The sequence below is a fragment of the Pseudomonas sp. HS6-2 genome (assembly GCF_049325675.2).
In the GTDB taxonomy this organism is placed as follows: domain Bacteria; phylum Pseudomonadota; class Gammaproteobacteria; order Pseudomonadales; family Pseudomonadaceae; genus Aquipseudomonas; species Aquipseudomonas putida_N.
Window position 1 is genome coordinate 6,218,694 of record NZ_CM143906.1, and the last position, 20,932, is coordinate 6,239,625.

Consider the following 20,932-nt stretch of genomic DNA (forward strand, 5'->3'; position numbering starts at 1 on the left):
ACTCGATTGCCACCTGTACGACAGGCCAGGGACGCAGTTAAGCTGGTTTGACCTGTTTGGAGCATACGTAAATGTTGACCCTGGAGAATCTCTTCGTCCTGATGTTGTTGGCCACGGCAGGCGCTTGGTTATGGCACAACCATGGGCTGCGCGAGAAGGCCCTGGAGCGGGTCAAACAGCACTGCGCAAAGCTCGACCTGGAACTGCTGGATGACGCCGTTGCGCTCAAGCGCATCGCGTTCATCCGCGATGCCAACGGCCGCAAGCGCCTGGCCCGGGTCTATGCCTTCGAGTTCACCGTGACCGGGGAACAACGCCACCCTGGGACCGTGACCCAGTTCGGCGCCCACAGCGCCCAGATTGAACTGGCACCCTACCCGTTCGAGATCAAGACGCCGCCACGGGCTGACAATGTGATCGAGATGCAGCAGTGGCGCCAGGAGCACAACCGCTGGCGCAACTGACAATCAGATCAGGCATTTCGCCAGAGCCGCCTTTAGCAGCGGCTCTGGCTGCGCCTGCTCGAAGATCAGTTCGATGCGCGAGTCCTTGCGCCAGCCGCTTGGCTGCCACTGCGGCAAGTCACCTTCCAGCCCATTGAATGACTGCCATCCATCGACACTGTGGATAACTCCCTTGGCGCGCCGCCATGGCCAGGCCCCGAGAAACGCCTGCAAGCCCTGTGGCTCGAATCGCTGACTGGGGTGCCAGCGCCAGCCTATGCTCCAACCCCCCTCACCTTCCTGAGCCGAACAAATCGGCAGAGAAGGATCTATCCACAGGGCTGAAGGCGCTGTGGATAGACTTGCTTCAGGCAAACTATTCACAGAACTGTCACTGATTTGACTTGTGGATGAAACAGGCAGCATGTTGAGCTCGACCAAACCCTGCCGGGTCCAAACCTTGTGGATATTTAAAAAATCTTTATTTATCAACAACTTAATATCTTCATCCACAGCGTCGGCCTTGTTCAGCAGAACCAACGCTGCCGCTTGCAAGGCCTGTTGCTGAGCCTCGGGTAATGGCTCACCTCGGGCCAGTGCCTGAGCATCCAGCACCATCACCAACGGCTGCACTGCCAGCACCCCAACCCAGGGTGCCTGCTGCAACTGGTTCAGCAACTGCACGGGATGCCCCAGTCCGGAAGGCTCGATGAACAACCGGTCGGGCCGAGCCTTGCGCAGCAGGCGGCCAAGCCCGACCTGGAACGGAGTGCCGTTCACGCAGCACAGGCAGCCGCCGGCCACCTCGCCAATGGCGATACCGTCCTCGTCACGGCTGAGCAACGCCGCATCGAGCCCGACCTGGCCAAACTCGTTGACCAGCACGGCCCAGCGTTCGTTTGCCGGGCGCTGGGCCATCAGCTGGCGGATCAGGCTGGTCTTGCCGGCCCCCAAGGGGCCGGCGATGACGTGGGTGGGGATGTTCTGCAGCATGCCAGGGCTTCTATGGGGAATTCACCCCACTATGCCCCGTCATGCCAGCCAGTCAAGGCTGAGCAACAGCCGCCGCTGCCCACTGGCTGGCGAGCGGTGGATAAGTCCCGCGCCTTCATTGCCCAGCCATTTTTCCCCTTTGAGGACAGCCACCTCACCCGCCTGCAAGGTGCGAATGTTATCCACAGGTGCCGGTGCCAGGTGCAGGCCCACCCGCTCTAGTGCGCCTTCTTCCAGCCATTCGCTGCCAGGGCCCACGTAGGTAGTCAGCAAGCGCAAGGGCACGTTATCCACATGGAAGCGCGGGCACATGGCACCTTGCAGCACCCGCAGCCGCAACCCCACCCGCCGTGCGCCGAGCAGGCAGGTGTAGGCAGATACCAGCCACTTCACATCGGCCACAAAGCCCTCGTAGCCATGCAGGTCCGCAGCCTCCTGCAGCAGGTCAGGCAATAGCGGCGGTTCGTGCTCGCTCACATCGAGTACGCGCTGGTCAGCCAGGGACTGCCCGAGGCTCACCACCAAGGCAGCAAAGTCTTCCACCTGTGCTGGCAAGCGGCGCTGCCAGACGGCCAGGTTCACGCCATCCTGAAAGATCTCGGTGAGCACCTTTGGCGATTCCGCGAAAGCCTGGCGGATATCCACAGGGCGCAACGCCGGGCTCATGCTGCTTCCTCGGCATGCCATGGGCCGAAAGGATCCGGCAGGCGAAGCCAGGCCATCGGCCCGAGCGCCATTTCCTCATCACTCAGCAAACAAGCATCCAACTCTGTGGATAACCTTGCGAAGTCGATGTTCTGCCCGATGAACACCAGCTCCTGACGGCAGTCACCAGTTTCGTAGTGCCAGTGCTTGAGAATGTCTGCCGTGCTCTGCTCATCCTGCGGCCAATGCTCCCGTGGAACAAAACGCCACCAACGCCCGGCCAGACCATGGCGCATCATGCCGCCAGCCTGCGACCAGCTGCCAGCTTCCTGGAATTTGCTGGCCAGCCAGAAAAAGCCCTTGGAACGCAGCAGCCGACCATTGCTCCAGGTGTTGTGGATAAAGTCGAAGAAGCGCTGCGGGTGCAGTGGCCGGCGAGCTTCCCAGGTAGTCGCCGCGATGCCGTACTCCTCGGTTTCCGGTATATGCGCCCCACGCAACTCCTGCAGCCAACCTGGCGCCTGCGCAGCCTGGTCGAAGTCGAACAGCCCGGTATCGAGAATCCGCGCCAGCGGCACCTGGCCCATGACCATGGGCACGATCTGCGCACGGGCATTGAGGCTGCGCAAAATGGCGGTGAGTTCTTCGCGCTCGTGCTGGCTGATCAGGTCGATCTTGCTCAGCAGCAGCACATCGGCGAACTCGACCTGTTCGATCAACAGGTCGCTGATGGAACGCTCATCGTCTTCACCCAGCGTCTCGCCACGGCTCGCCAGGCTTTCGGCTTGCTGATAATCGCGCAGGAAGTTCAGGCCATCGACCACGGTGACCATGGTGTCCAGGCGCGCCATGTCGGACAGACTGCGGCCTTGCTCGTCGCGGAAGGTAAACGTCTCGGCGACCGGCAGCGGCTCCGAAATACCGGTGGACTCGATCAGCAAATAGTCAAAGCGGCCTTCCTCAGCCAGTCGCGCGACCTCCTCCAGCAGGTCTTCACGCAGGGTGCAGCAGATGCAGCCGTTGCTCATCTCGACCAGTTTTTCTTCTGCGCGGTTGAGGCTGACGTTGCGCTGCACTTCGCTGGCGTCGATGTTGATTTCACTCATGTCGTTAACGATCACCGCGACCCGAAGGTTGTCGCGATTACGCAGCACATGGTTGAGCAAGGTGCTCTTGCCGGCGCCGAGGAAGCCGGAAAGCACGGTGACGGGGAGGCGATTGAACATGGTGAAACCTCTTCAGGCGGACGCACTCGAAACGATGCATTGCATAATGTTATAAAGTAACAATACAATTTCGCCAAGCTGTACTCGTCGGAAGGGTAATTCGGAGATGGAAATGAGCCTGCCACGTGCTGCCCTGTTGCTGCTGCTTCTCGCGCCTCTGCCAGCCTTGGCATTGGCGCAAGGCAGTTCGCTCGCGCTGTGTACCCGCAGCGCAACGCTACTCGCCTGCCAGGACGGCAATGGCAATTACTACAGCGTGCGCACCGAAGGCAGCCATCTTTACCTGCGCGGCTTCGACACGACGACGAGTCGACTCTGGTCGCAAACCAACAGCCGCTATGGCGCACTGACATTCTTCACCGGTTTGGCCAGCGATGGTGAAGCCTGGTTCGGATACAGCCGCCGTGTTGGCTGGACCACGTTCAACCGCGTGTCCAGCTCCAGTGGCCAACGTTTCAACTTGCATTGCAGCCTGGTCGGCGGATGTCGCTGACCCTTTTTGCCTGGTATCCCCCATGACTAGCCTGACACTTCCGGACATTGCCATACAGACCCAAGAGCACGCCGTCCCATTGGATTGGGTCGGCATGTGCGGCATCGCCTTACCCATCCAGATCGATGGTCGTCAGGTTCCGGCCATGGCCAATGCCGGTGTCAGCTTGGTGGATAGCGCTTCGCGGGGCATTCATATGTCTCGCCTCTACCTCGCATTGGAATCGCTTGAACCGCAGCCATTGACGCCCTTGGCCATTCGCCGTCTTCTGGCGGACTTTATCGCCAGCCACGAAGGGCTCTCCAACGCGGCTTATCTCAACCTGGCTTTCGAGCAACTGCTGAAACGACCAGCCTTGATCAGCCCACTCGCAGGTTGGAAGAGCTATCCGATCACCCTGGAAGCGAAGATAGAAAATGAAATGTTCCACGTGGAACTATCTGCTCGTGTGCCTTACTCCTCAACTTGCCCGTGCTCGGCAGCGCTGGCCAGGCAACTGATTCAACAGCAGTTCGAGACTGATTTCGCTGAGCAGCACCTGGAGCGCAGCGCGGTACTGGAGTGGTTGGGCAGCAGCCAGGGCATCGTCGCAACGCCGCATAGCCAGCGCAGCCAGGCACTGGTCAGCGTGCGCCTGCAGGAGAATCTGGCGTCGATACCCATAACCGAATTGATCGACCAGATTGAGGTCAGCCTGGGTACGGCTGTGCAGACCGCCGTAAAGCGTGCAGACGAACAGGCGTTCGCCTTAGCCAATGGGCAGAACCTGATGTTCTGTGAGGACGCCGCGCGGCGATTGCATCGGTCGCTGCGGCAGTTGCAGTGGGCTACCGCCTTCAAGCTCCGCGTGGAACATGCAGAGAGCCTGCATGCCCACGATGCGGTAGCCAGCAGCCAATGGCGGTGGTGAAACTCAGGTACGGGGTTTGACTGTTCCACAGTCGTTGCCAAGCCATACGGCCCGGGTGTTCATACTGCCCTGCTGCTGAACGCCCGAGGCATTGAAGGTGCCGTTGACCTGCGTAGTGAATTCCTTGTCGCTGAGGAATGTCGCCTGGCCAGTACCCTGAGCCTTCGGGCAGCTGAACTGGAACTTCCAGACATTTCCGGTGCGATCGGTAATTTTCTGGGTACAACCCGACTTCGGGTCCTGCAACGGAATATCGTTGGTCTGGACCTGCTCAGGCGTCAGGCACGAACGCACCCCGTTGCCACCAATCGTGACCCCCTGCTTGGCCAGTACCCCTTCCATCATGGCCCGCTGTTCCGGTGGCAGGTTCTTCAACTGCCCGAGCATGAACTGCATATCGGGTAACGGCTTGCCATCGACCTGCATGTTGCTGGTAGTCAGCTCCCACAGACCGGGCTGCAACATCTGCGCATGCACCAGTGGGCTGCTCAGGCCCAAGGCCAGAGCCAACAGTGGCAGACGAATCTTCATGTACGAACGCTCCTCGAAAAACCGGCCAACGGGCCGGGCTCAGCCTTAGACGCCAAATCCGCTTTCAGGTTGCAAGGCGGACGTGGAACGTGTTCTGTTATCCGCTGTGTATTCGGCAAGCAGGATGCGTATGGATTACCACAGCCCCTACTTTTTCGGCTACGTGCTCGGCCTGATTCATTTGCTCGGCATGATCGCCGCGTTACATGCAGTGTTCACCGTGCGTACCGCCCAAGGCGCAATTGCCTGGGCCATGTCGCTGTTCTTCATTCCTTACTTCACGCTGATTCCCTACCTGATCTTTGGAGCACGATCCTTCTACGCCTACATCCAGGCCCGGCGCCAGGCCAACCAGGAAATGCACGTGGCCATGGCCAACCTCAACTGGCGGCCGTGGGTTGAGGAAGCCCTCACCGCCAGAGAGTCGGAAAGCTACGCGGCCTTGCGTGCCATGCCGAAACTCGGGCGAATGCCTTGCCTGGCCAATAACCAAGTGAAGCTGCTGATCAATGGCAAAGCCACTTTTGACGCCATCTTCGCCGCCATCGAGCAGGCACGCGAAGCAGTACTGGTGCAGTTTTTCATCATCCACGACGATGTCCTTGGCAAAGATCTGCAGCAGTTGTTACTGCGCAAGGCGGCCGAGGGGGTAAAGGTTTTTGTGCTGTATGACCGTGTCGGCAGCCATGCCCTGCCGGCCAGCTACAGCCAGGTACTGCGTGATGGCGGTGTGCAGATCCATGCCTTCGCGACCCGCCGCGGATGGTTCAACCGCTTCCAGGTCAACTTCCGCAACCACCGCAAGATCGTCGTGGTCGATGGCCTGCTCGGCTTCATCGGTGGGCATAACGTAGGGGACGAGTACCTCGGCAAGAATCCACACCTGTCACCTTGGCGCGATACTCATGTGCAGATCAGCGGCCCGGTGCTGGCCTGCCTACAGGAGTCGTTTGCCGAAGACTGGTACTGGGCCACGCGCGAGCTGCCACCTTTGATCCTGCCGGACACCTACCCCGACAACGGCGTGCTCTGCCAAGCCCTGGCCAGTGGCCCGGCAGACCCGCAGGAAACCTGTTCGCTGTTCTTCATCGAAGCCATCCACTCGGCAAGCAAACGGGTATGGATCACCAGCCCTTACTTCATTCCGGATGAAGCCGTGTTCGCCGCCTTGCGCCTGGCGGTGCTGCGCGGGGTGGATGTGCGCGTGCTGATACCGTCTCGGCCCGATCACAAGATCGTCTATGCGGCCTCCAGCCTGTTCGCATTCGAGGCAGTACGTGCAGGGGTAAGGATGTTCCGTTATCAGCCTGGCTTCCTGCACCAGAAGGTGGTGCTGGTGGATGACGAGGTCAGCGCGATCGGCAGCGCCAACCTGGACAACCGCTCGTTCCGGCTCAATTTCGAGATCACCTTGCTGACGGTAGACCGCCCGTTCGCCGACCAGGTGGAAGCGATGCTGCTGGACGACTTCGAACAGGCCCGCGAGATCACTGCTGAAGACAGCCGCGATACCCATCGTGTCCAGCAGCTGGGGATGCGCATTGCGCGCCTGATTTCACCCATCCTCTGAATGAAGAAAGGGCCGCTTATGCGGCCCTTTCTTCATTCGGTGCATGATCAGCGATAAAGGTCTTCCCGTGTCCACGGCAGATCGTGGTGCCCATCGGCATACGGCTTCACGGCCAGAATCTGATGCAGGTTGATCCAGCCCTTCTGGAACGCATAGGCACAGCCGGCCAGGTACAAGCGCCAAATGCGCAGGGTCTTCTCTGGCACCAGCGCCGCCGCTTTATGCAACTGGTTCTCCAAGTTCTCGCTCCAGTGATGGAGTGTCTTGGCGTAGTGCAAGCGCAGGCTCTCGACGTCCACCACCTCCAGCCCCGCCTCACAGATGCTGGCTGTGATCATGGACAGGTGCGGCAGTTCGCCATTGGGGAATACATAACGGTCGATGAAGTCCCCCGCCCCTCGTCCAACCGGGCGGCCATCAATGTGTTTGGCGGTGATGCCATGGTTCATCACCAGGCCACCTTCGCGCACCGCACCGAACAGCTTCTGGCAATACAGGGGCAGGTTGGCATGCCCTACGTGCTCGAACATGCCAACACTGACTACCTTGTCGAAACGCCCATCCTGGGGCAGGTCGCGGTAGTCGAGAATCTGCAGGTCGACACGCTCGGCCAGGCCTTCGGCCTTGACCCGTTGACGTCCGAGTTTCAGCTGTTCCTTGCTCAAGGTGATGCCGAATACCTTGGCGCCATATTCACGTGCCGCAAAACGAGACAACCCGCCCCAGCCGCAACCCACGTCCAGCAGATAGTCACCGGCATCCAGGCGGAGCTTGCGGCACAAGTGGTCGAACTTGTCCTGCTGGGCCTGATCGAGGGTATTGTCCGGCTCGCGGAAGTAGGCGCAGGAATACGCCATGTCCTGATCCAGCCACAGCTGATAGAACTCATTGGACACATCATAGTGGTAGGAAATGGACTGGGCGTCGGTGCTCTTGTCGTGGGCCAGACGCTGCGGCGGAGCTTCGTCCTCGTCGGTCAGCAGTGCTTCGCTGAGTTCGTCGCACACGCGGATGGCTTCGCCGATGTCACCTTCCAGCTCCAGCTTGCCCTCCACGAACGCGGTGCCCAGCTGGTCCATGCTTGGATGCGTCAACTGAGCGATCAGCTGTGGGTCCTTGACCAGGATGGTGACCTGCGGGCTTGGGCCCAGATCGAACTGGTTGCCGTCCCACAGTTTAAACCGCAGTGGCAGATGCAGGCTTTGCAGTGCCGGTGGAAGTTGAGCAAGCATGAACACTCCTCCTATCCCTATAAGGCCACGACGCCTGATATTTCGAACGTCGCCGGAACAGAGTAGTTCATTCGTGGGAGGTTTCCTCAAGATCAGACCTAAACGCGACCAAGGTCTAGAACCAACTGATCTGATGAAAGCAACGGATTGTATACAATCTACCCTTCTCAGCTTAACCTTATGCCCCTCTCGCGCTTCCTCATCTGGAGTACAAAACCCATGAAATCCTATGACGTGGTGATCATCGGCGGCGGCCCTGGCGGCTACAACGCAGCGATCCGCGCCGGCCAACTGGGCCTGAGCGTCGCTTGCGTGGAAGGCCGTTCGACCCTCGGTGGCACCTGCCTCAACGTCGGTTGCATGCCGTCGAAAGCGTTGCTGCACGCCTCCGAGCTTTACGAAGCGGCCAGCGGCGACGAGTTCGCTCACCTTGGCATCGAAGTGAAGCCGACGCTCAACCTCGCCCAGATGATGAAACAGAAGGACGAGAGCGTGACTGGCCTGACCAAGGGCATCGAGTACCTGTTCCGCAAGAACAAGGTCGACTGGATCAAAGGCTGGGGCCGCCTGGATGGCGTTGGCAAGGTCATCGTCAAGGCCGAAGATGGCAGCGAGACCGCACTGCAGGCCAAGGACATCGTCATCGCCACAGGCTCCGAGCCCACTCCCCTGCCCGGCGTGACCATCGACAACCAGCGCATCATCGACTCCACCGGCGCCCTGGCCCTGCCGCAGGTACCCAAGCACCTGGTGGTGATCGGCGCCGGCGTCATCGGCCTGGAACTGGGCTCGGTATGGCGCCGCCTGGGTGCACAGGTCACCGTCATCGAGTACCTCGACCGCATCTGCCCGGGTACCGATGAAGAAACCGCCAAGACCCTGCAGAAAGCCCTGGCCAAGCAAGGCATGGCCTTCAAGCTCGGTAGCAAGGTCACCCAGGCGAAGACTGAAGCCGACGGTGTCAGCCTGACCCTGGAGCCGGCAGCTGGTGGTGCCGCCGAAACCCTGCAGGCCGACTACGTGCTGGTCGCGATCGGCCGTCGTCCTTATACCAAGGGCCTGAACCTTGAGAGCGTAGGGCTGGAAACCGACAAGCGCGGCATGCTGAGCAACGAGCACCACCGCACTTCGGTTCCAGGCGTGTGGGTGATCGGCGATGTCACCTCTGGCCCGATGCTGGCGCACAAGGCTGAAGACGAAGCGGTCGCCTGCATCGAGCGCATCGCCGGCAAGCCGCATGAAGTGAACTACAACCTGATCCCGGGCGTGATCTACACCCGTCCGGAACTGGCCACCGTCGGCAAGACCGAAGAGCAACTGAAGGCCGAAGGCCGCGCCTACAAGGTCGGCAAGTTCCCCTTCACCGCCAACAGCCGCGCCAAGATCAACCATGAGACCGAAGGCTTCGCCAAGGTCATCGCCGACGCCAACACCGATGAGGTGCTCGGCGTGCATCTGGTCGGCCCGAGCGTCAGCGAGATGATTGGCGAGTTCTGCGTGGCCATGGAGTTCGCCGCCTCGGCTGAAGACATCGCCCTGATCTGCCACCCGCACCCGACCCGCTCCGAAGCCCTGCGCCAAGCCGCGATGAATGTGCACGGCATGGCGATGCAGATCTGACCCAGCTGGCTCCGCCGGTTTTTTCGAAATACCATTGATGCACGCTTTCGATCAAACCAGCGGGGCCCCACCGGGTGAGCATCAATTTCGATCTGAACGACCTGCAGGCCTTTCGTGCCGTGGTCGAACAAGGCAGCTTTCGCCGCGCCGCCGATACCATTCTCATCACCCAGTCGGCGTTGAGCCGGCGTATCGAAAAACTCGAGTCGGCGTTGGGCGTGAAGCTGCTCGAACGCACCACGCGCAAGGTGTCGCTGACCAATGTCGGGCGCGCCTTCCTGCCCCAGGTCGAACGCCTGCTGGACGACTTGGATCTGGCGCTGCTCAGCGTCGGTGATGGTGGCTCGCTGCGCACCGGCACCCTGACCATTGCCTGTGTGCCGTCGGCGGCCTACTACTTCATGCCCCATGCTATTCGCGCCTTCCATGCGCAATACCCGAAAGTGCGTATCAACCTGTACGACGCCGCTGCCAACGAAGTCAGCGCCGCCGTGGCCTCCGGCGAAGCGGACTTCGGCCTGAGCTTCACCGGCAACCTTGCCCCGGAGATCGAGTTCAGTGTCCTGCTCGAAGAGCGTTATGTCATCGCCTGCCGGCAGGACCACCCGCTGGCCAAGCTGGAGAAGGTGACTTGGGCACAAGCCTACGAACACGACTACATCACCCTGGGTAAATCGTCAGGCAACCGTCTGGTACTGGATCGGGCGCTGGCCGGGATGCAGGTCAGCAAAGAGAGTGTGTGCGAAGCCAGGCATGTGACCACCCTGCTCGGCCTGATCGAAGCAGGCCTGGGTATTGCGGCGGTGCCATCGATCGCGCTGCCGATAACGCCGCATCCGATCCTCGCCAGCGTTGCACTGGTCGAACCCGAGGTCAGCCGCAAGATGGGCCTGCTCAAGCGCCGCGGCCGTACGCTGACGCCTGCGGCACTCGAGATGGTAAGGCTGATTCGGGAACTGCCCGGCGTATTACCGGGCGACTGAATCCAGGCCGGTGGCACGTACGTCAGGCTGCACGGCAGGTGAAGCCAGGTATTGCAGAAGCTGTTTCGCCTCGGCTGGGTGCTCGGCGCCTTTTGGAATAGCGGCGGCGAAGCGGGTCACCGACTGCAGGCTTTCCGGAATCTTGCCAACGAAGGTCACACCCGGCACGGGCAGCAACTCGGCAACCTGCTGGAAACCCAGCTCATAGCTGCCCTGAGCCACCTGCGAGGCCACCGGTATGCGCTCGACCATGGTGCTCTTGCCGACCAGGCGGTCCTCGATACCCAGCTTCTTGTACAGCTCCTTCTCGATATACACGCCACTGGCGCTGTCCGAGTAGGCCACCGATTTGGCCGCCAGCAGTGTCTGCTTAAGCTGGTCGGGAGTGGCGATATCAGGCTTGGCCTGGCCCTGCTTGACCACCATGCCGATGCGCGAGTCCGCCAGCTCGACCCGTGAAGCCGGGTCGACCTTGCCCTGGCGGATCAGCTCATCCAGCGCATAGCCAACCATGATCACCACATCGGCGTGCTCGCCACGAGCGAGGCGATTGGGGATCGCCTCGGGGGCCTTGCCCATCGAGGGCCCGAGCACAGTGACCAGTGTATCGCCGCTCTGCGCGGCATACTTGGGCCCCAGTTGCTTGTAGGCGGCGGTGAAGCCGCCCGAGGTCATCACGGTCAGTTCGGCAGCCTGGGCAAGGCTGCAGCCAGCCAGGAGAGCAACAGCCAGTAACGCTTTCATCGAGGTCCTCATACAGCCACCGGAGCGCGGTTGGCCAGGCGACGGTACAGCATCCAGGTGGCGACGAATGCACAGAGCGCGGCAAACATCATCCAGTAGGCGGGTGCCGCCTTGTCATTGGTGACATGGATCATCCAGGTCGAGATTGCCGGCGTGAAACCGCCGAACAGTGCAGTCGCCAGGCTATAAGCCAGCGAAAAACCTGCCACCCGCACTTCCACCGGCATGATTTCGGTCAGCGCCGGGATCATCGCACCGTTGTACATGCCGTACAGGAAGGAGAACCACAGCAGCACTTCGAGCATGTGGCCAAAGCTCGGCGCCTGGGCCAGATAGGTCAGTGCCGGGTAGGCGGTGATCATCGTCATCAGCGACATGGCCAGCAGCAGCGGCTTGCGCCCCAAGCGATCGCTGAGCGCACCGCCGATGGGCAACCAGATGAAGTTCGACACCGCCGTCAGCAAGGTCACCAGCAGCGCGTCACCGGTACTCAGTTGCAAAACTGTCTTGCCGAAGGTCGGCGCGTACACCGTAATCATGTAGAAGGCGGTGGTGGTCATGGCGACCATCAGCATGCCGAACAGCACCATGCCGGAATTGGCGGCCAGCGTCGCCAGCACCTGCTTCATGGTAGGGCGATGCTCGCGTGCGGCGAACTCCTCGGTTTCCTGCAAGCTGCGACGCAGCAGGAAGATCACCGGGATGATCATGCAGCCCACAGCAAACGGCACGCGCCAGCCCCACTGGGCGATCTCGGCGGCAGACAGCCATTCGTTGAGCGCAAAGCCCAGCGCCGCAGCGACGACAATTGCCACCTGCTGGCTGGCGGACTGCCAGCTGGCGTAGAAGCCCTTGTGCCCAGGCGTTGCCATTTCGGCCAGGTACACCGAAACACCGCCCAGTTCAGCACCCGCCGAGAACCCTTGCAGCAAGCGCCCGATCAGCACCAGAGCCGGGGCCAATAGCCCGATGCTGGCGTAGCCGGGCACCAGCACGATCAGCAAGGTCCCGCTGGCCATGATTGCCAAGGTGACGATCAGCCCTTTGCGTCGGCCCACGTCATCAATGTACGCCCCCAGGATCACCGCACCCAGCGGGCGCATGAGGAAGCCGGCGCCGAACACGGCGAAGGTCATCATCAGCGAGGCGAATTCATTGGACGCGGGGAAGAAGGCCGCCGCGATGTGCGTGGCATAGAAGCCGAACAGGAAAAAGTCGAACTGTTCGAGGAAGTTTCCGGACGTAACCCGGAAGACCATACCGGCCTTGGACTTGCCCTCGGGCACCGAGCGTGACGGCAGACTCATGGTGGATCTCCAGCGTTTCTTAATAATTGTAAGTGCTTATTTCTGGAATGATCGTCGAAAACGGCGCTGGAGATAATCGTTCATTTTTCATTAATTGATGCGCCGATGAGATCAATCGGGCGCGGGCGGCAGGGAAAATTGTGCGCAACGGCGCTGAATCCATCGGCCGCCAGGTCTTCAACGTAGCCAAGATGCAGATCTGTTTTTTCAAGCAGGCTGTTTGCGGCTAACTGCTGCTATGCGGTTTCAAGCATCGGCCCAGAAGTATCAATGCAAAAAAGCCCAGCAGAGGCTGGGCTTCTTAACGCTAAGGGCGACACTCAATCGAATCTGTCAAATCACCGATCGTTCTTTGAAGAAGATACCGTGGCGTTGCTTAGACCTCTGGAATTGTGCTCGCCTGGAGTGGTTCGAGAGATGGCTGTGGATTTGGCCAAGCCGCGAGTATCTTTGGAGTGGGCGACACCCGAGGTGGTGGTTCCGTGACCTTTATCACTGTTGCGCGAGCTCCCGTAATGGTTGCCGCTTGCTCCATGATCGCGTGTTGCCTTGCCTTCGTGATCGCTTCCAGCGCTCATTCCATTTCCGTTGTGCCCTCCCATACCACCTGCATGACCACCCCCATGTCCGCCGCCGTTGCCACCGCCACCGCCGCCACCTTTGGCGTAGGCAGAACCCATCGGGGATAGGTCAGCGGGCACGAATGCCGTCAACCCGAGTACCAATGCACAAGCAAAGGCAGCAAGAAGGGGTTTTCTCATTTTTTATTCGCATCCAGAGGCGTGGGGGAAGCTAATGTGACTCTTTGACCAAGAGAGCGCGGTGAGGTTCTCGCATTCCGACAGAATGCTGCCCCGTTAAGAGCATTGCCTTCGATAACAGGTTGACTACGCTCTGGTTAGATAAATGACCAAGGACTGTTCACGTGGGTAAGAAATTGAATTTTGCCGTAGTGCTGTCGCTGGTAATGGGTTTGAGCCCGATGTTGTTGGCAGATCCCGGAAAAGGGAAAGGTCACGACAAGGGAAATCAGCACGACAACCAAAGGCATCAAGGCAGTGCTAACGGCTGGCAGAGTGGACCTTCTGTCGATTTGGGCGGGGTGCGGGTCATCCTCAACGACAACCGCGATTACTGGAGTCCAGCCTCCTCTCTACCTCCAGGGATCCAGAAGAATCTGGCACGCGGCAAACCTCTCCCGCCCGGAATTGCCAAAAAACTGGACAGCAGGCTGATCAATCGACTTCCTCATTACGATGGCTATGAGTGGCAACAAGCCGGAGCTGACCTACTGCTTGTAGCTATTGCCTCGGGTGTAATCTATGAGGTACTGCACAACGTGCTGGATTGAAGTTCCCCAGGGTGCAGGAAGGGTGAAGGAGTTTAGAGCCAGCGAAGGGCCGGGAGCATCGCAGGAGGCGATGAGGTGAACCTCACCGGCTCCTGCGACAGTTTTAATTTTCTAAAGCCAACGTTTAGTTTTCCTCAATAAAGACTGTATTTTCAGTGCCTTACGGAACGCAGGCTGTGGACCTTTCTGACATTCTCGCCAACCTGTCTTAGCCTGCGACTCCTAGGTATCGAGTCAAACATACAGACAATAAAGTCCGTAAATGACCATAAATAACTGATTTTTATGTCTTTTCTCGATAGCTCGGCGATCTGCTTTTTATCTAAAGCTTGATGCCCTCAAACGCTCCGCGTTTTTTCGGATGTGCGCGCAGCCGGCACTTCTAGAGGACAATAGAGGTCCTTCCGTTTCGTCCCTCTAGGGCCTTCCACCACTATCCGGTACAACTCCTCGACATCTCTCCTGCTGCTGGAGTATTCCGTAGACCGGTATCCCTTATGAAAAACCCCGGCTACGTGGGCCGGGGTTCCTGGTACCGCCTGGGCTACTTACGAGCACCAGCCGCCGTTGTGGTGCGAACCGGTGCCGCCATGCGGATGGGTACCGCGCGGGCAGGCCGAAGCAGTGAACGAGGCAACGGACAGAAAGGCAACGAGGCCGGCAATAGCGATCTTTTTCATGGTTATCTCATGTATGTGTTAAGCAACTGTGGCGCAACCCTACAGACGCCCAGAATTTGAGTCAACGCTTAGATCATCTATGCGTTAGGCTAAAGGCTTTTCGGGAAAACGTGCAGCAGGTTTTCCTGCATCGCTTCCAGTCCTGGTCGGTGGTAATTGCCGATACTGCCTTCGATGGTCCAGCTCGCGTTCTTGAGGATCTGCTTCGGTGTCACTGGCTCTGTACCCGCTATGCCAAACGACGAGTAGTAGTCTTGAAACTTGAATTCCCAGTGCGGGTTGCGCTCCATGACCATCCACTTGTTCGGCACCCCGTAGGAGTCCGCGACGATCAGACCATGGAGGCTGGTCGACAAAATGAAGTCGCAAGATGCAATCTCAGCCAGCACCTGCTTCACCGGCGAGAAGACGTCAATGACCCGCGATCCTGATAGGCGTCGACGCAGATCCTGGATCACCGGGGACGTCCGGTCGTGGATGTGCGGGATGATCCCGATGCGGGCGCTCTTGCGGCTCGGTTTCTTGACGATTGCCGGCGACAGGAGGCCTGGGTCGCCCAATACGGGCGGGACGCGCGTGTCGTGAATGCGATCAGCGCAGAGCTGGCCACGGACAGCGTGGTAATGGTGCCGACCGGAGAACCGTTCTTCGGCCACACCGGTGCCTGTGCCCCAGATGTGTAGCTTGCGCGGGAAACAGAGGAATTTGGCTTTGCTCTCGCGTCCGAGGACGCTTCCGATAGCGATCATGTCGGCCGATTTTACCGGGGCCCACACAATTTTCTTCCCTGAGGCGAACTCCACCACCTCTGCCGACAGGTAATCGCCGAAATTCTGTTGATTCGGGTTTTTACGCCCGCTTCCGCGACACCAGTACAGCTTGATCTTGCTCACTTCTATACCCTTGTTAAGCAAAAAAACGCGCGGATCATAGACCATTTCGGTCGTGACGACGCAATCTTCACACCTCCGGAGAATTCCCGACATCACCGAGGCCCCATAAATGAAATCCGCCTTTTCTCTCTCCTACGACCGATCTGCGCCGGATTCTGGACGGCCCTGTGGGACCTGCGCTGGGGATCGTGATGCTCCTGGTGCTGCTCGCCATTCTGCAACTGCCGGTGCCGATGGCTGCTGGGCACTAGGCGAAAAAAAGCGCCCAGGAGGGCGCCTTGAAGGGCTGCCATCTTGTCAGTGGAGAACCTAAGGCAAATATGCGTTAGGTAGGAGGTCGACAAGCTGGTATTCCAGAGGGAGGGGTCCACACACCAAACGGGGGAAATCAAATGAGCAATCACAGGAACCGAATCAGTGCTCTCCCCTCCGGAACGGCGCGCACCTTACCCCTTTCGGAGTTTGTTGGCCACATCCGATACCACGGATTGTCGTGAAGAATTCTTCATGTACAGACCTGCTTGGCTGGCCTTCTCGCTTGTGCCGCCCATCCAAAACCTGACGATCTGACGCCGTGACAGCAGCGTGTGATGGCTGACTGGAGTGAGCGGCTTGGGCGCTGCTGTGGTTCGTTCTGGCGATGGGGTGCGATTGAGGCCCTACGCGATGGGTTGCAGCAATGCTCCGGCGTGACGTACCAGGTGGGCTGTCAGGTCGGCCAGCAGCTTGCCGCCCTGCCGCCAGTGGTGCCAATACATGGCCACGTCGACGCAGCCGTCCGGGTTGATGTCGACCAGGGTGCCGGCGGCGAGCTGTCCCTTCACTTGCATCTCGGGTATCAGCCCCCAGCTGATCCCCGCCTCAGCCATCTGGACGAAGCCCTGGGACGACGGGCATAGGTGGTGGAGGTAATCCTCGATCCCCTGCTCCGCCATGTAACGCTGCTGCAGCAGGTCATCTGGCCCGTAAACCAGAGCCGGCGCCCGAGCCAGACGCGCGATGTCGAACCCTTGCGGGAAGTGCCGCGCGACGAACGCTGGACTTGCGATCGGCCGGTAGCGCATATGCCCGAGCAGGACGCTTTTTGTCCCTGCGACGCTGCGCTCGCTGCTGCACAAGCACGCGGCTACGTCTCCCGATCGCATGCGGTTCAGTCCCACCTCCTGGTCAACCACCACCAGGTCCAGGAGCAAACCGCGCTCGACGCAGAATTCGCCGACGGCGGCTGCCCACCAGGTGGATAGGCTGTCCGCGCTCAGGGCGATGCGCAGCCGATCGGGGACGGTTTCCTCATCGAGCTGGGGCAGCTGGCCGTGGAGGTCGCGCTCGAGCAGGCGAACCTGCTGCACATGGTGGAGCAGACGCTGGCCGATCTCGCTCGGCACGGTCGGCGTACCACGGATCAGGACGGGTTGCCCGGTACGCGCCTCGAGCAGCTTGATCCGCTGTGAAACGGCGGACTGCGATAGGCCGAGAACCTGGGCGGCGCGGTCGAAACTTCCCTGTTCGGCCACCGCCGCCAGAGCCGAGAGCAATTTGTAGTCGAACATGGTTTTTCCTGGGTACAGAAACACGAAAACCCGCTCTTGACGGGTTTCGGTGGAATGATCGGGAGTTACCCATATCCTGTCAATGCGCGCGGAGATAGCTGAAAATATGGGTATATACATTGACATATCCACAACTTATGGCGAATACGGCATCTCACTCACGTATATCCCATGAGGTGTTTCGCCACTCCGTGTCCAGCTTTGTGCTGCGGCAGCTCAAGGCCGAGAGCGTGCCCTTGTAGGCGAGTGGAAAGCAATTTCAAAGATGCAGTGCCAGCCTACTGTTAAGACGTGACAAGCTCTGCCGTGGCGGCCTTTACTCGGTCCCGATAAATGTCCCGATGGCGCTCCCTGATTTCCTCCATCTTATCCATCAGCTCTACCACCTCACCGGCGAGACGCGCTTCCAGCTCGGCAAAGTCTTCAGCGGTGAGCGTCGACTTGTTCGCTGCTGTTCGACCTGGTGTCGCGAAGTGAGCAGACGCGGCACGGTCATCCATTCCCCGTCCGATCAGGCGTTCGAATACGTGGCCAGCGACAGTGGGCGTTATGTCCATGCCCGCTTCCTTTTCACGCTCCAAGGCAGCAATCACAAGCCCACGCTTGGCGCGCTTGTGGGCTGCACCGCATTCAGCCCCACAACGACCGCAGATTGCTTTCGGGTTGTCCCCGCCGCGCGACAGATAGCTCATAAACTCCATGAACTGCTTGTCGTAGGACGCTCCGATCTCTTTGTCATACTGCTGCAGCAGCAGATCTCGCATGCTTTTCTGGCTCGATTTGGCCATCCTGGCGGTCCTCCGTCGTATTGCCTATCACATACTTATATTAGGCATTAGCAAAATTGATAAAGCATAGCGTGCGCCCACCTCGACGTCATCACGATACCGACAGCAGAGCCGCCCTTCACATAGCCTTCTCAGTACCGACGTCGCCTTTGCCAAACCTTCAAGGTGCATCCCAGCGGCTACTACGCCTGGCTGGCCGAGCCTCGGTCTGCCCGAGCCTAAGAAGACCAACGGCTACTTGGCTTGATCAAGCAAGCTTGGCTGGAAAGTGGTGGTGTGTACGCCTGTCGCAAAATTCACGATGACCTGCGTGAACTGGGAGAAACCTGCGGGCGAAATCGGGTGGGGCGCTTGCTGCAGGCAGAGGGGCTGCGCTCGCAAACGGGCTATCGGCGGCGCCCAGGATTTTATGGCGGAAAGCCAACCGTAGCCTCGCCAAACCACCTTGCGCGCCAGTTCAAGGTCAGTGAGCCGAGCAAGGTCTGGGTGACAGACATCACATACATTTGCACCTATGAAGGATGGCTGTACCTGGCGGTAGTGCTAGATCTGTTTTCCCGCCAAGTGATTGGCTGGTCAATGAAGCCCAGGATGTGCCGCGACCTGGCGATTGACGCGATGTTGATGGCCGTGTGGCGCCGCAAGCCACAGCAGCAAGTGATGATTCATTCAGACCAAGGCAGTCAATTTAGTAGAGCGGGGCTCTGGGACTGAGCAGACGCTTTTTTTCGCCCGTATTCGTCAACTTGGCGATCACCAGCACTAAATACGAAGTCAGGACAGTCATAAGTCAATTCCGGCTTTGGCCATCTCACCCTGGCCGGAGGATCGGCACATGTACACCATGTTCCTGTTCCCAGGCGTACCTTATTTTGAAATTTACGGATGTCGTCGACAGCATGAGACTCCCAGCAGAGGAACAAAGAACGTTCCAGATACGAGCGAATTGACTCTTCAGGCTGAATTTGCAAACGCGGTATGGAGAGCATGCTGAGACTGCTTGGATAACGTAACTGTGTCGCGCCGACCCACGCGACCGCGGCCCCTATGGGAGGCCGCAGTCGCGCATGACAGCTTTTATTGTCGCGGTACCGCTTTTATTGTCGGAAACCAACGTTCTTGCAGATAGAAAAACGCTTACTCCACCGTCACCGACTTCGCCAGGTTGCGCGGCTGGTCGACATCAGTACCCTTGAGCACGGCCACGTAGTACGACAGCAGCTGCAGCGGGATGGTGTAGAGGATCGGCGCCAGCTCGTCAGCAATATGCGGCACCTTGATCACGTGGGTGCCTTCGCCGTTGCTCATGCCGGCGTTCTCGTCGGCGAACACCACCAGCTCGCCACCACGGGCACGCACTTCCTGCAGGTTGGACTTGAGCTTCTCCAGCAGTTCGTTGTTCGGCGCCACGGTCACCACTGGCATGTCGCTGTCCACCAACGCCAGCGGGCCGTGCTTGAGCTCACCGGCCGGGTAGGCTTCGGCGTGGATATAGGAAATTTCCTTGAGCTTCAGCGCACCTTCCATGGCCACCGGGTACTGCGCACCACGGCCGAGGAACAGGGTGTGATGCTTGTCGGCGAACAGCTCGGCGGTTTTCTCCACGGTGCTGTCCATGGCCAGGGCCTCGCCCAGGCGCGCTGGCAGGCGGCGCAGCTCTTCCACCAACCCGGCTTCGACACCCGCTTCGAGGGTGCCACGCACCTGGCCCAGGGCCAGGGTCAGCAGCATCAGCGAAACCAGCTGAGTGGTGAAGGCCTTGGTCGAAGCCACGCCGATTTCCGGGCCAGCCAGGGTCAGCAGGGTCAGATCGGACTCACGTACCAACGAGCTGATGCCGACGTTGCAAATGGCCAGGCTACCGAGGAAACCCAGTTCCTTCGCATTGCGCAGGGCGGCAAGGGTGTCGGCGGTTTCGCCGGACTGGGAGATCGAGACGAACAGGGTGTCTGGCTGCACCACCACCTTGCGATAACGGAACTCGCTGGCCACTTCGACCTGGCAAGGAATGCCAGCCAGGCTTTCCAGCCAGTAACGGGCGACCATGCCGGCGTGGTAGCTGGTACCGCAGGCGACGATCTGCACGTTGCGCACTTTGGCGAACAGCTCGGCAGCCTGCGGGCCGAAAGCCTGGACCATCACGTGGTCCTTGCCCAAGCGGCCTTCCAGGGTGCGCTGGACCACGGTCGGCTGCTCATGGATCTCTTTGAGCATGAAGTGGCGATAGGCGCCTTTGTCGGCGGCTTCGGTGCCTTCGTGGTATCTCACGGTTTCACGCTGTACCGGCTTGCCAGCCTGGTCCCAGATCTTCACCTGGTCGCGGCGGATCTCGGCAATGTCGCCTTCTTCCAGGTACATGAAGCGGTCGGTGACCTGGCGCAGGGCCAATTGGTCGGAAGCCAGGAAGTTCTCGCCATGGCCCAGGCCGATCACCAGTGGGCTACCGCTGCGCGCGGCGACCAGGCGGTCAGGCTGTTTCACGCTGATCAGTGCCAGGCCATAGGCTCCGTGCAGGCGCTTAACTGCGGATTTCAGCGCATCGGCCAGGTCCGGAATGGTCTTCAGGGTGTGGTGGATCAGATGCACGATAACTTCGGTATCGGTCTGCGAGGTGAAGACATAACCCAAGCCTTTGAGTTCTTCACGCAGCTCTTCGTGGTTCTCGATGATGCCGTTGTGAACAACGGCCACTTCGCTACCGGAGAAATGCGGGTGAGCATTGCCTTCGGTCGGTGCACCATGGGTGGCCCAACGGGTATGGGCGATGCCCAGCTGACCGTTCAGCGGCTCGGCAGCAACAGCCGCCTCCAGTTCGGCGACCTTGCCGATGCGACGGCGGCGCTGCAGTTCGCCCTGCTGGGTGTAGACGGCCAGGCCGGCACTGTCGTACCCACGGTACTCAAGACGCTTGAGGCCTTCGATGAGAATGGCAGTGATGTTGCGCTCGGCTACGGCACCAACGATTCCACACAT

The 20,932-nt window shown here is 59.8% G+C and carries 20 protein-coding genes and 2 pseudogenes; 8 read left to right on the forward strand and 14 right to left on the reverse strand.

What is annotated here, in order from left to right:
• The first annotated feature begins 71 nt into the window (after nt 1-71).
• Nucleotides 72-464 carry a DUF3301 domain-containing protein gene (locus ACOKS3_RS29135; protein ID WP_103448416.1) on the forward strand — a complete coding sequence of 131 codons (393 nt, stop codon included), beginning with the start codon at nt 72-74 and terminating at the stop codon, nt 462-464.
• A gap of 3 nt (nt 465-467) precedes the next feature.
• Here the strand turns inward: ACOKS3_RS29135 and ACOKS3_RS29140 are convergent, their stop codons facing one another.
• The 3 genes from ACOKS3_RS29140 to zigA are packed head-to-tail and all read right to left on the reverse strand — an operon-like array spanning nt 468 to nt 3,307.
• Nucleotides 468-1,436 carry a CobW family GTP-binding protein gene (locus tag ACOKS3_RS29140; protein ID WP_422763591.1) on the reverse strand — a complete coding sequence of 323 codons (969 nt, stop codon included), beginning with the start codon at nt 1,434-1,436 and terminating at the stop codon, nt 468-470.
• A 39-nt stretch (nt 1,437-1,475) separates the two neighbouring features.
• Complete coding sequence (locus ACOKS3_RS29145) at nt 1,476-2,102, reverse strand: DUF1826 domain-containing protein (RefSeq protein WP_103448414.1); 627 nt, start codon at nt 2,100-2,102, stop codon at nt 1,476-1,478.
• Nucleotides 2,099-3,307 carry a zinc metallochaperone GTPase ZigA gene (zigA, locus tag ACOKS3_RS29150; protein ID WP_422763592.1) on the reverse strand — a complete coding sequence of 403 codons (1,209 nt, stop codon included), beginning with the start codon at nt 3,305-3,307 and terminating at the stop codon, nt 2,099-2,101. Before zigA ends, ACOKS3_RS29145 begins: the two co-directional genes overlap by 4 nt.
• Before the next feature lie 112 nt (nt 3,308-3,419).
• Here zigA and ACOKS3_RS29155 point away from each other — a divergent pair, with 112 nt between their 5' ends.
• A complete protein-coding gene (locus tag ACOKS3_RS29155; RefSeq protein ID WP_103448412.1) occupies nt 3,420-3,800 on the forward strand; it encodes a glutamine synthetase in 381 nt (126 codons plus the stop codon).
• Between the two features lie 22 nt (nt 3,801-3,822).
• The gene (gene folE2, locus ACOKS3_RS29160; protein ID WP_422763593.1) at nt 3,823-4,710 is read left to right on the forward strand and encodes a GTP cyclohydrolase FolE2; all 888 of its coding nucleotides are present in this window, start codon (nt 3,823-3,825) and stop codon (nt 4,708-4,710) included.
• A 3-nt stretch (nt 4,711-4,713) separates the two neighbouring features.
• Here the strand turns inward: folE2 and ACOKS3_RS29165 are convergent, their stop codons facing one another.
• Nucleotides 4,714-5,241 (reverse strand): DUF3617 domain-containing protein, encoded by a 528-nt coding sequence (locus ACOKS3_RS29165; protein ID WP_060483822.1) that lies wholly within the window; start codon nt 5,239-5,241, stop codon nt 4,714-4,716.
• Nucleotides 5,242-5,371: 130 nt separating this feature from the next.
• Here ACOKS3_RS29165 and cls point away from each other — a divergent pair, with 130 nt between their 5' ends.
• Entirely contained in the window at nt 5,372-6,811 is a 1,440-nt protein-coding gene (gene cls / locus ACOKS3_RS29170; protein WP_103448410.1) for a cardiolipin synthase, read from the forward strand.
• A 47-nt stretch (nt 6,812-6,858) separates the two neighbouring features.
• Here the strand turns inward: cls and cfaB are convergent, their stop codons facing one another.
• Nucleotides 6,859-8,043, reverse strand: coding sequence for a C17 cyclopropane fatty acid synthase CfaB (gene cfaB / locus ACOKS3_RS29175; RefSeq protein ID WP_103448409.1), 1,185 nt, complete (start codon nt 8,041-8,043; stop codon nt 6,859-6,861).
• Between the two features lie 219 nt (nt 8,044-8,262).
• Between cfaB and lpdA the strand changes: the two genes are divergently transcribed.
• Nucleotides 8,263-9,663, forward strand: a complete 1,401-nt coding sequence (gene lpdA / locus ACOKS3_RS29180) for a dihydrolipoyl dehydrogenase (RefSeq protein WP_422763594.1) — start codon at nt 8,263-8,265, stop codon at nt 9,661-9,663.
• Nucleotides 9,664-9,737: 74 nt separating this feature from the next.
• Nucleotides 9,738-10,646, forward strand: a complete 909-nt coding sequence (locus ACOKS3_RS29185) for a LysR family transcriptional regulator (protein ID WP_422763595.1) — start codon at nt 9,738-9,740, stop codon at nt 10,644-10,646.
• Here ACOKS3_RS29185 and ACOKS3_RS29190 read toward each other — a convergent pair.
• The 4 genes and pseudogenes from ACOKS3_RS29190 to ACOKS3_RS29205 all read right to left on the reverse strand — a co-directional run bounded on the left by ACOKS3_RS29190 (nt 10,632) and on the right by ACOKS3_RS29205 (nt 13,458).
• Complete coding sequence (locus tag ACOKS3_RS29190; protein WP_422763596.1) at nt 10,632-11,390, reverse strand: substrate-binding domain-containing protein; 759 nt, start codon at nt 11,388-11,390, stop codon at nt 10,632-10,634. The two genes, ACOKS3_RS29185 and ACOKS3_RS29190, sit on opposite strands and share 15 nt — an antisense overlap.
• An 8-nt stretch (nt 11,391-11,398) precedes the next feature.
• Nucleotides 11,399-12,697 carry an MFS transporter gene (tcuC, locus tag ACOKS3_RS29195; RefSeq protein WP_422763597.1) on the reverse strand — a complete coding sequence of 433 codons (1,299 nt, stop codon included), beginning with the start codon at nt 12,695-12,697 and terminating at the stop codon, nt 11,399-11,401.
• A gap of 161 nt (nt 12,698-12,858) precedes the next feature.
• Nucleotides 12,859-12,969 (reverse strand): annotated as a pseudogene (locus ACOKS3_RS29200) (SAM-dependent methyltransferase); the annotation flags it as partial.
• 66 nt (nt 12,970-13,035) lie between these two features.
• Nucleotides 13,036-13,458 (reverse strand): hypothetical protein, encoded by a 423-nt coding sequence (locus ACOKS3_RS29205; protein WP_103448404.1) that lies wholly within the window; start codon nt 13,456-13,458, stop codon nt 13,036-13,038.
• Nucleotides 13,459-13,622: 164 nt separating this feature from the next.
• On the opposite strand from ACOKS3_RS29205, the gene ACOKS3_RS29210 reads away from it, so the two are divergent.
• On the forward strand, nt 13,623-14,048 hold the full coding sequence (locus ACOKS3_RS29210; RefSeq protein WP_258035891.1) for an anti-virulence regulator CigR family protein: 426 nt from the start codon (nt 13,623-13,625) through the stop codon (nt 14,046-14,048).
• A 548-nt stretch (nt 14,049-14,596) separates the two neighbouring features.
• On the opposite strand, the gene ACOKS3_RS29215 is transcribed toward ACOKS3_RS29210, so the two are convergent.
• The 4 genes from ACOKS3_RS29215 to ACOKS3_RS29230 form a co-directional block, all read right to left on the reverse strand.
• Nucleotides 14,597-14,728 carry a hypothetical protein gene (locus ACOKS3_RS29215; RefSeq protein WP_258035890.1) on the reverse strand — a complete coding sequence of 44 codons (132 nt, stop codon included), beginning with the start codon at nt 14,726-14,728 and terminating at the stop codon, nt 14,597-14,599.
• Between the two features lie 89 nt (nt 14,729-14,817).
• On the reverse strand, nt 14,818-15,714 hold the full coding sequence (locus ACOKS3_RS29220) for a polysaccharide pyruvyl transferase family protein (protein ID WP_103448403.1): 897 nt from the start codon (nt 15,712-15,714) through the stop codon (nt 14,818-14,820).
• Between the two features lie 566 nt (nt 15,715-16,280).
• A complete protein-coding gene (locus ACOKS3_RS29225; RefSeq protein WP_103448401.1) occupies nt 16,281-17,171 on the reverse strand; it encodes a LysR family transcriptional regulator ArgP in 891 nt (296 codons plus the stop codon).
• 284 nt (nt 17,172-17,455) lie between these two features.
• Nucleotides 17,456-17,959, reverse strand: coding sequence for a hypothetical protein (locus ACOKS3_RS29230; protein ID WP_103448400.1), 504 nt, complete (start codon nt 17,957-17,959; stop codon nt 17,456-17,458).
• 141 nt (nt 17,960-18,100) lie between these two features.
• Here ACOKS3_RS29230 and ACOKS3_RS29235 point away from each other — a divergent pair.
• Nucleotides 18,101-18,652 (forward strand): annotated as a pseudogene (locus tag ACOKS3_RS29235) (IS3 family transposase); the annotation flags it as partial.
• 444 nt (nt 18,653-19,096) lie between these two features.
• On the opposite strand, the gene glmS reads toward ACOKS3_RS29235, so the two are convergent.
• Entirely contained in the window at nt 19,097-20,932 is a 1,836-nt protein-coding gene (gene glmS, locus ACOKS3_RS29240) for a glutamine--fructose-6-phosphate transaminase (isomerizing) (RefSeq protein ID WP_103448398.1), read from the reverse strand.

Bases quoted from the DNA above. Each gene is read 5' to 3' on its own strand.
- zigA (WP_422763592.1), bottom strand. From the start codon at position 3,307: ATGTTCAATCGCCTCCCCGTCACCGTGCTTTCCGGCTTCCTCGGCGCC.
- lpdA (WP_422763594.1), top strand. From the start codon at position 8,263: ATGAAATCCTATGACGTGGTGATCATCGGCGGCGGCCCTGGCGGCTAC.
- ACOKS3_RS29135 (WP_103448416.1), top strand. From the start codon at position 72: ATGTTGACCCTGGAGAATCTCTTCGTCCTGATGTTGTTGGCCACGGCA.
- ACOKS3_RS29215 (WP_258035890.1), bottom strand. From the start codon at position 14,728: ATGAAAAAGATCGCTATTGCCGGCCTCGTTGCCTTTCTGTCCGTTGCC.
- ACOKS3_RS29220 (WP_103448403.1), bottom strand. From the start codon at position 15,714: ATGTCGGGAATTCTCCGGAGGTGTGAAGATTGCGTCGTCACGACCGAA.
- ACOKS3_RS29205 (WP_103448404.1), bottom strand. From the start codon at position 13,458: ATGAGAAAACCCCTTCTTGCTGCCTTTGCTTGTGCATTGGTACTCGGG.
- ACOKS3_RS29140 (WP_422763591.1), bottom strand. From the start codon at position 1,436: ATGCTGCAGAACATCCCCACCCACGTCATCGCCGGCCCCTTGGGGGCC.
- folE2 (WP_422763593.1), top strand. From the start codon at position 3,823: ATGACTAGCCTGACACTTCCGGACATTGCCATACAGACCCAAGAGCAC.
- ACOKS3_RS29165 (WP_060483822.1), bottom strand. From the start codon at position 5,241: ATGAAGATTCGTCTGCCACTGTTGGCTCTGGCCTTGGGCCTGAGCAGC.
- ACOKS3_RS29190 (WP_422763596.1), bottom strand. From the start codon at position 11,390: ATGAAAGCGTTACTGGCTGTTGCTCTCCTGGCTGGCTGCAGCCTTGCC.
- cfaB (WP_103448409.1), bottom strand. From the start codon at position 8,043: ATGCTTGCTCAACTTCCACCGGCACTGCAAAGCCTGCATCTGCCACTG.
- glmS (WP_103448398.1), bottom strand. From the start codon at position 20,932: ATGTGTGGAATCGTTGGTGCCGTAGCCGAGCGCAACATCACTGCCATT.
- ACOKS3_RS29145 (WP_103448414.1), bottom strand. From the start codon at position 2,102: ATGAGCCCGGCGTTGCGCCCTGTGGATATCCGCCAGGCTTTCGCGGAA.
- cls (WP_103448410.1), top strand. From the start codon at position 5,372: ATGGATTACCACAGCCCCTACTTTTTCGGCTACGTGCTCGGCCTGATT.
- ACOKS3_RS29225 (WP_103448401.1), bottom strand. From the start codon at position 17,171: ATGTTCGACTACAAATTGCTCTCGGCTCTGGCGGCGGTGGCCGAACAG.
- ACOKS3_RS29155 (WP_103448412.1), top strand. From the start codon at position 3,420: ATGAGCCTGCCACGTGCTGCCCTGTTGCTGCTGCTTCTCGCGCCTCTG.
- tcuC (WP_422763597.1), bottom strand. From the start codon at position 12,697: ATGAGTCTGCCGTCACGCTCGGTGCCCGAGGGCAAGTCCAAGGCCGGT.
- ACOKS3_RS29230 (WP_103448400.1), bottom strand. From the start codon at position 17,959: ATGGCCAAATCGAGCCAGAAAAGCATGCGAGATCTGCTGCTGCAGCAG.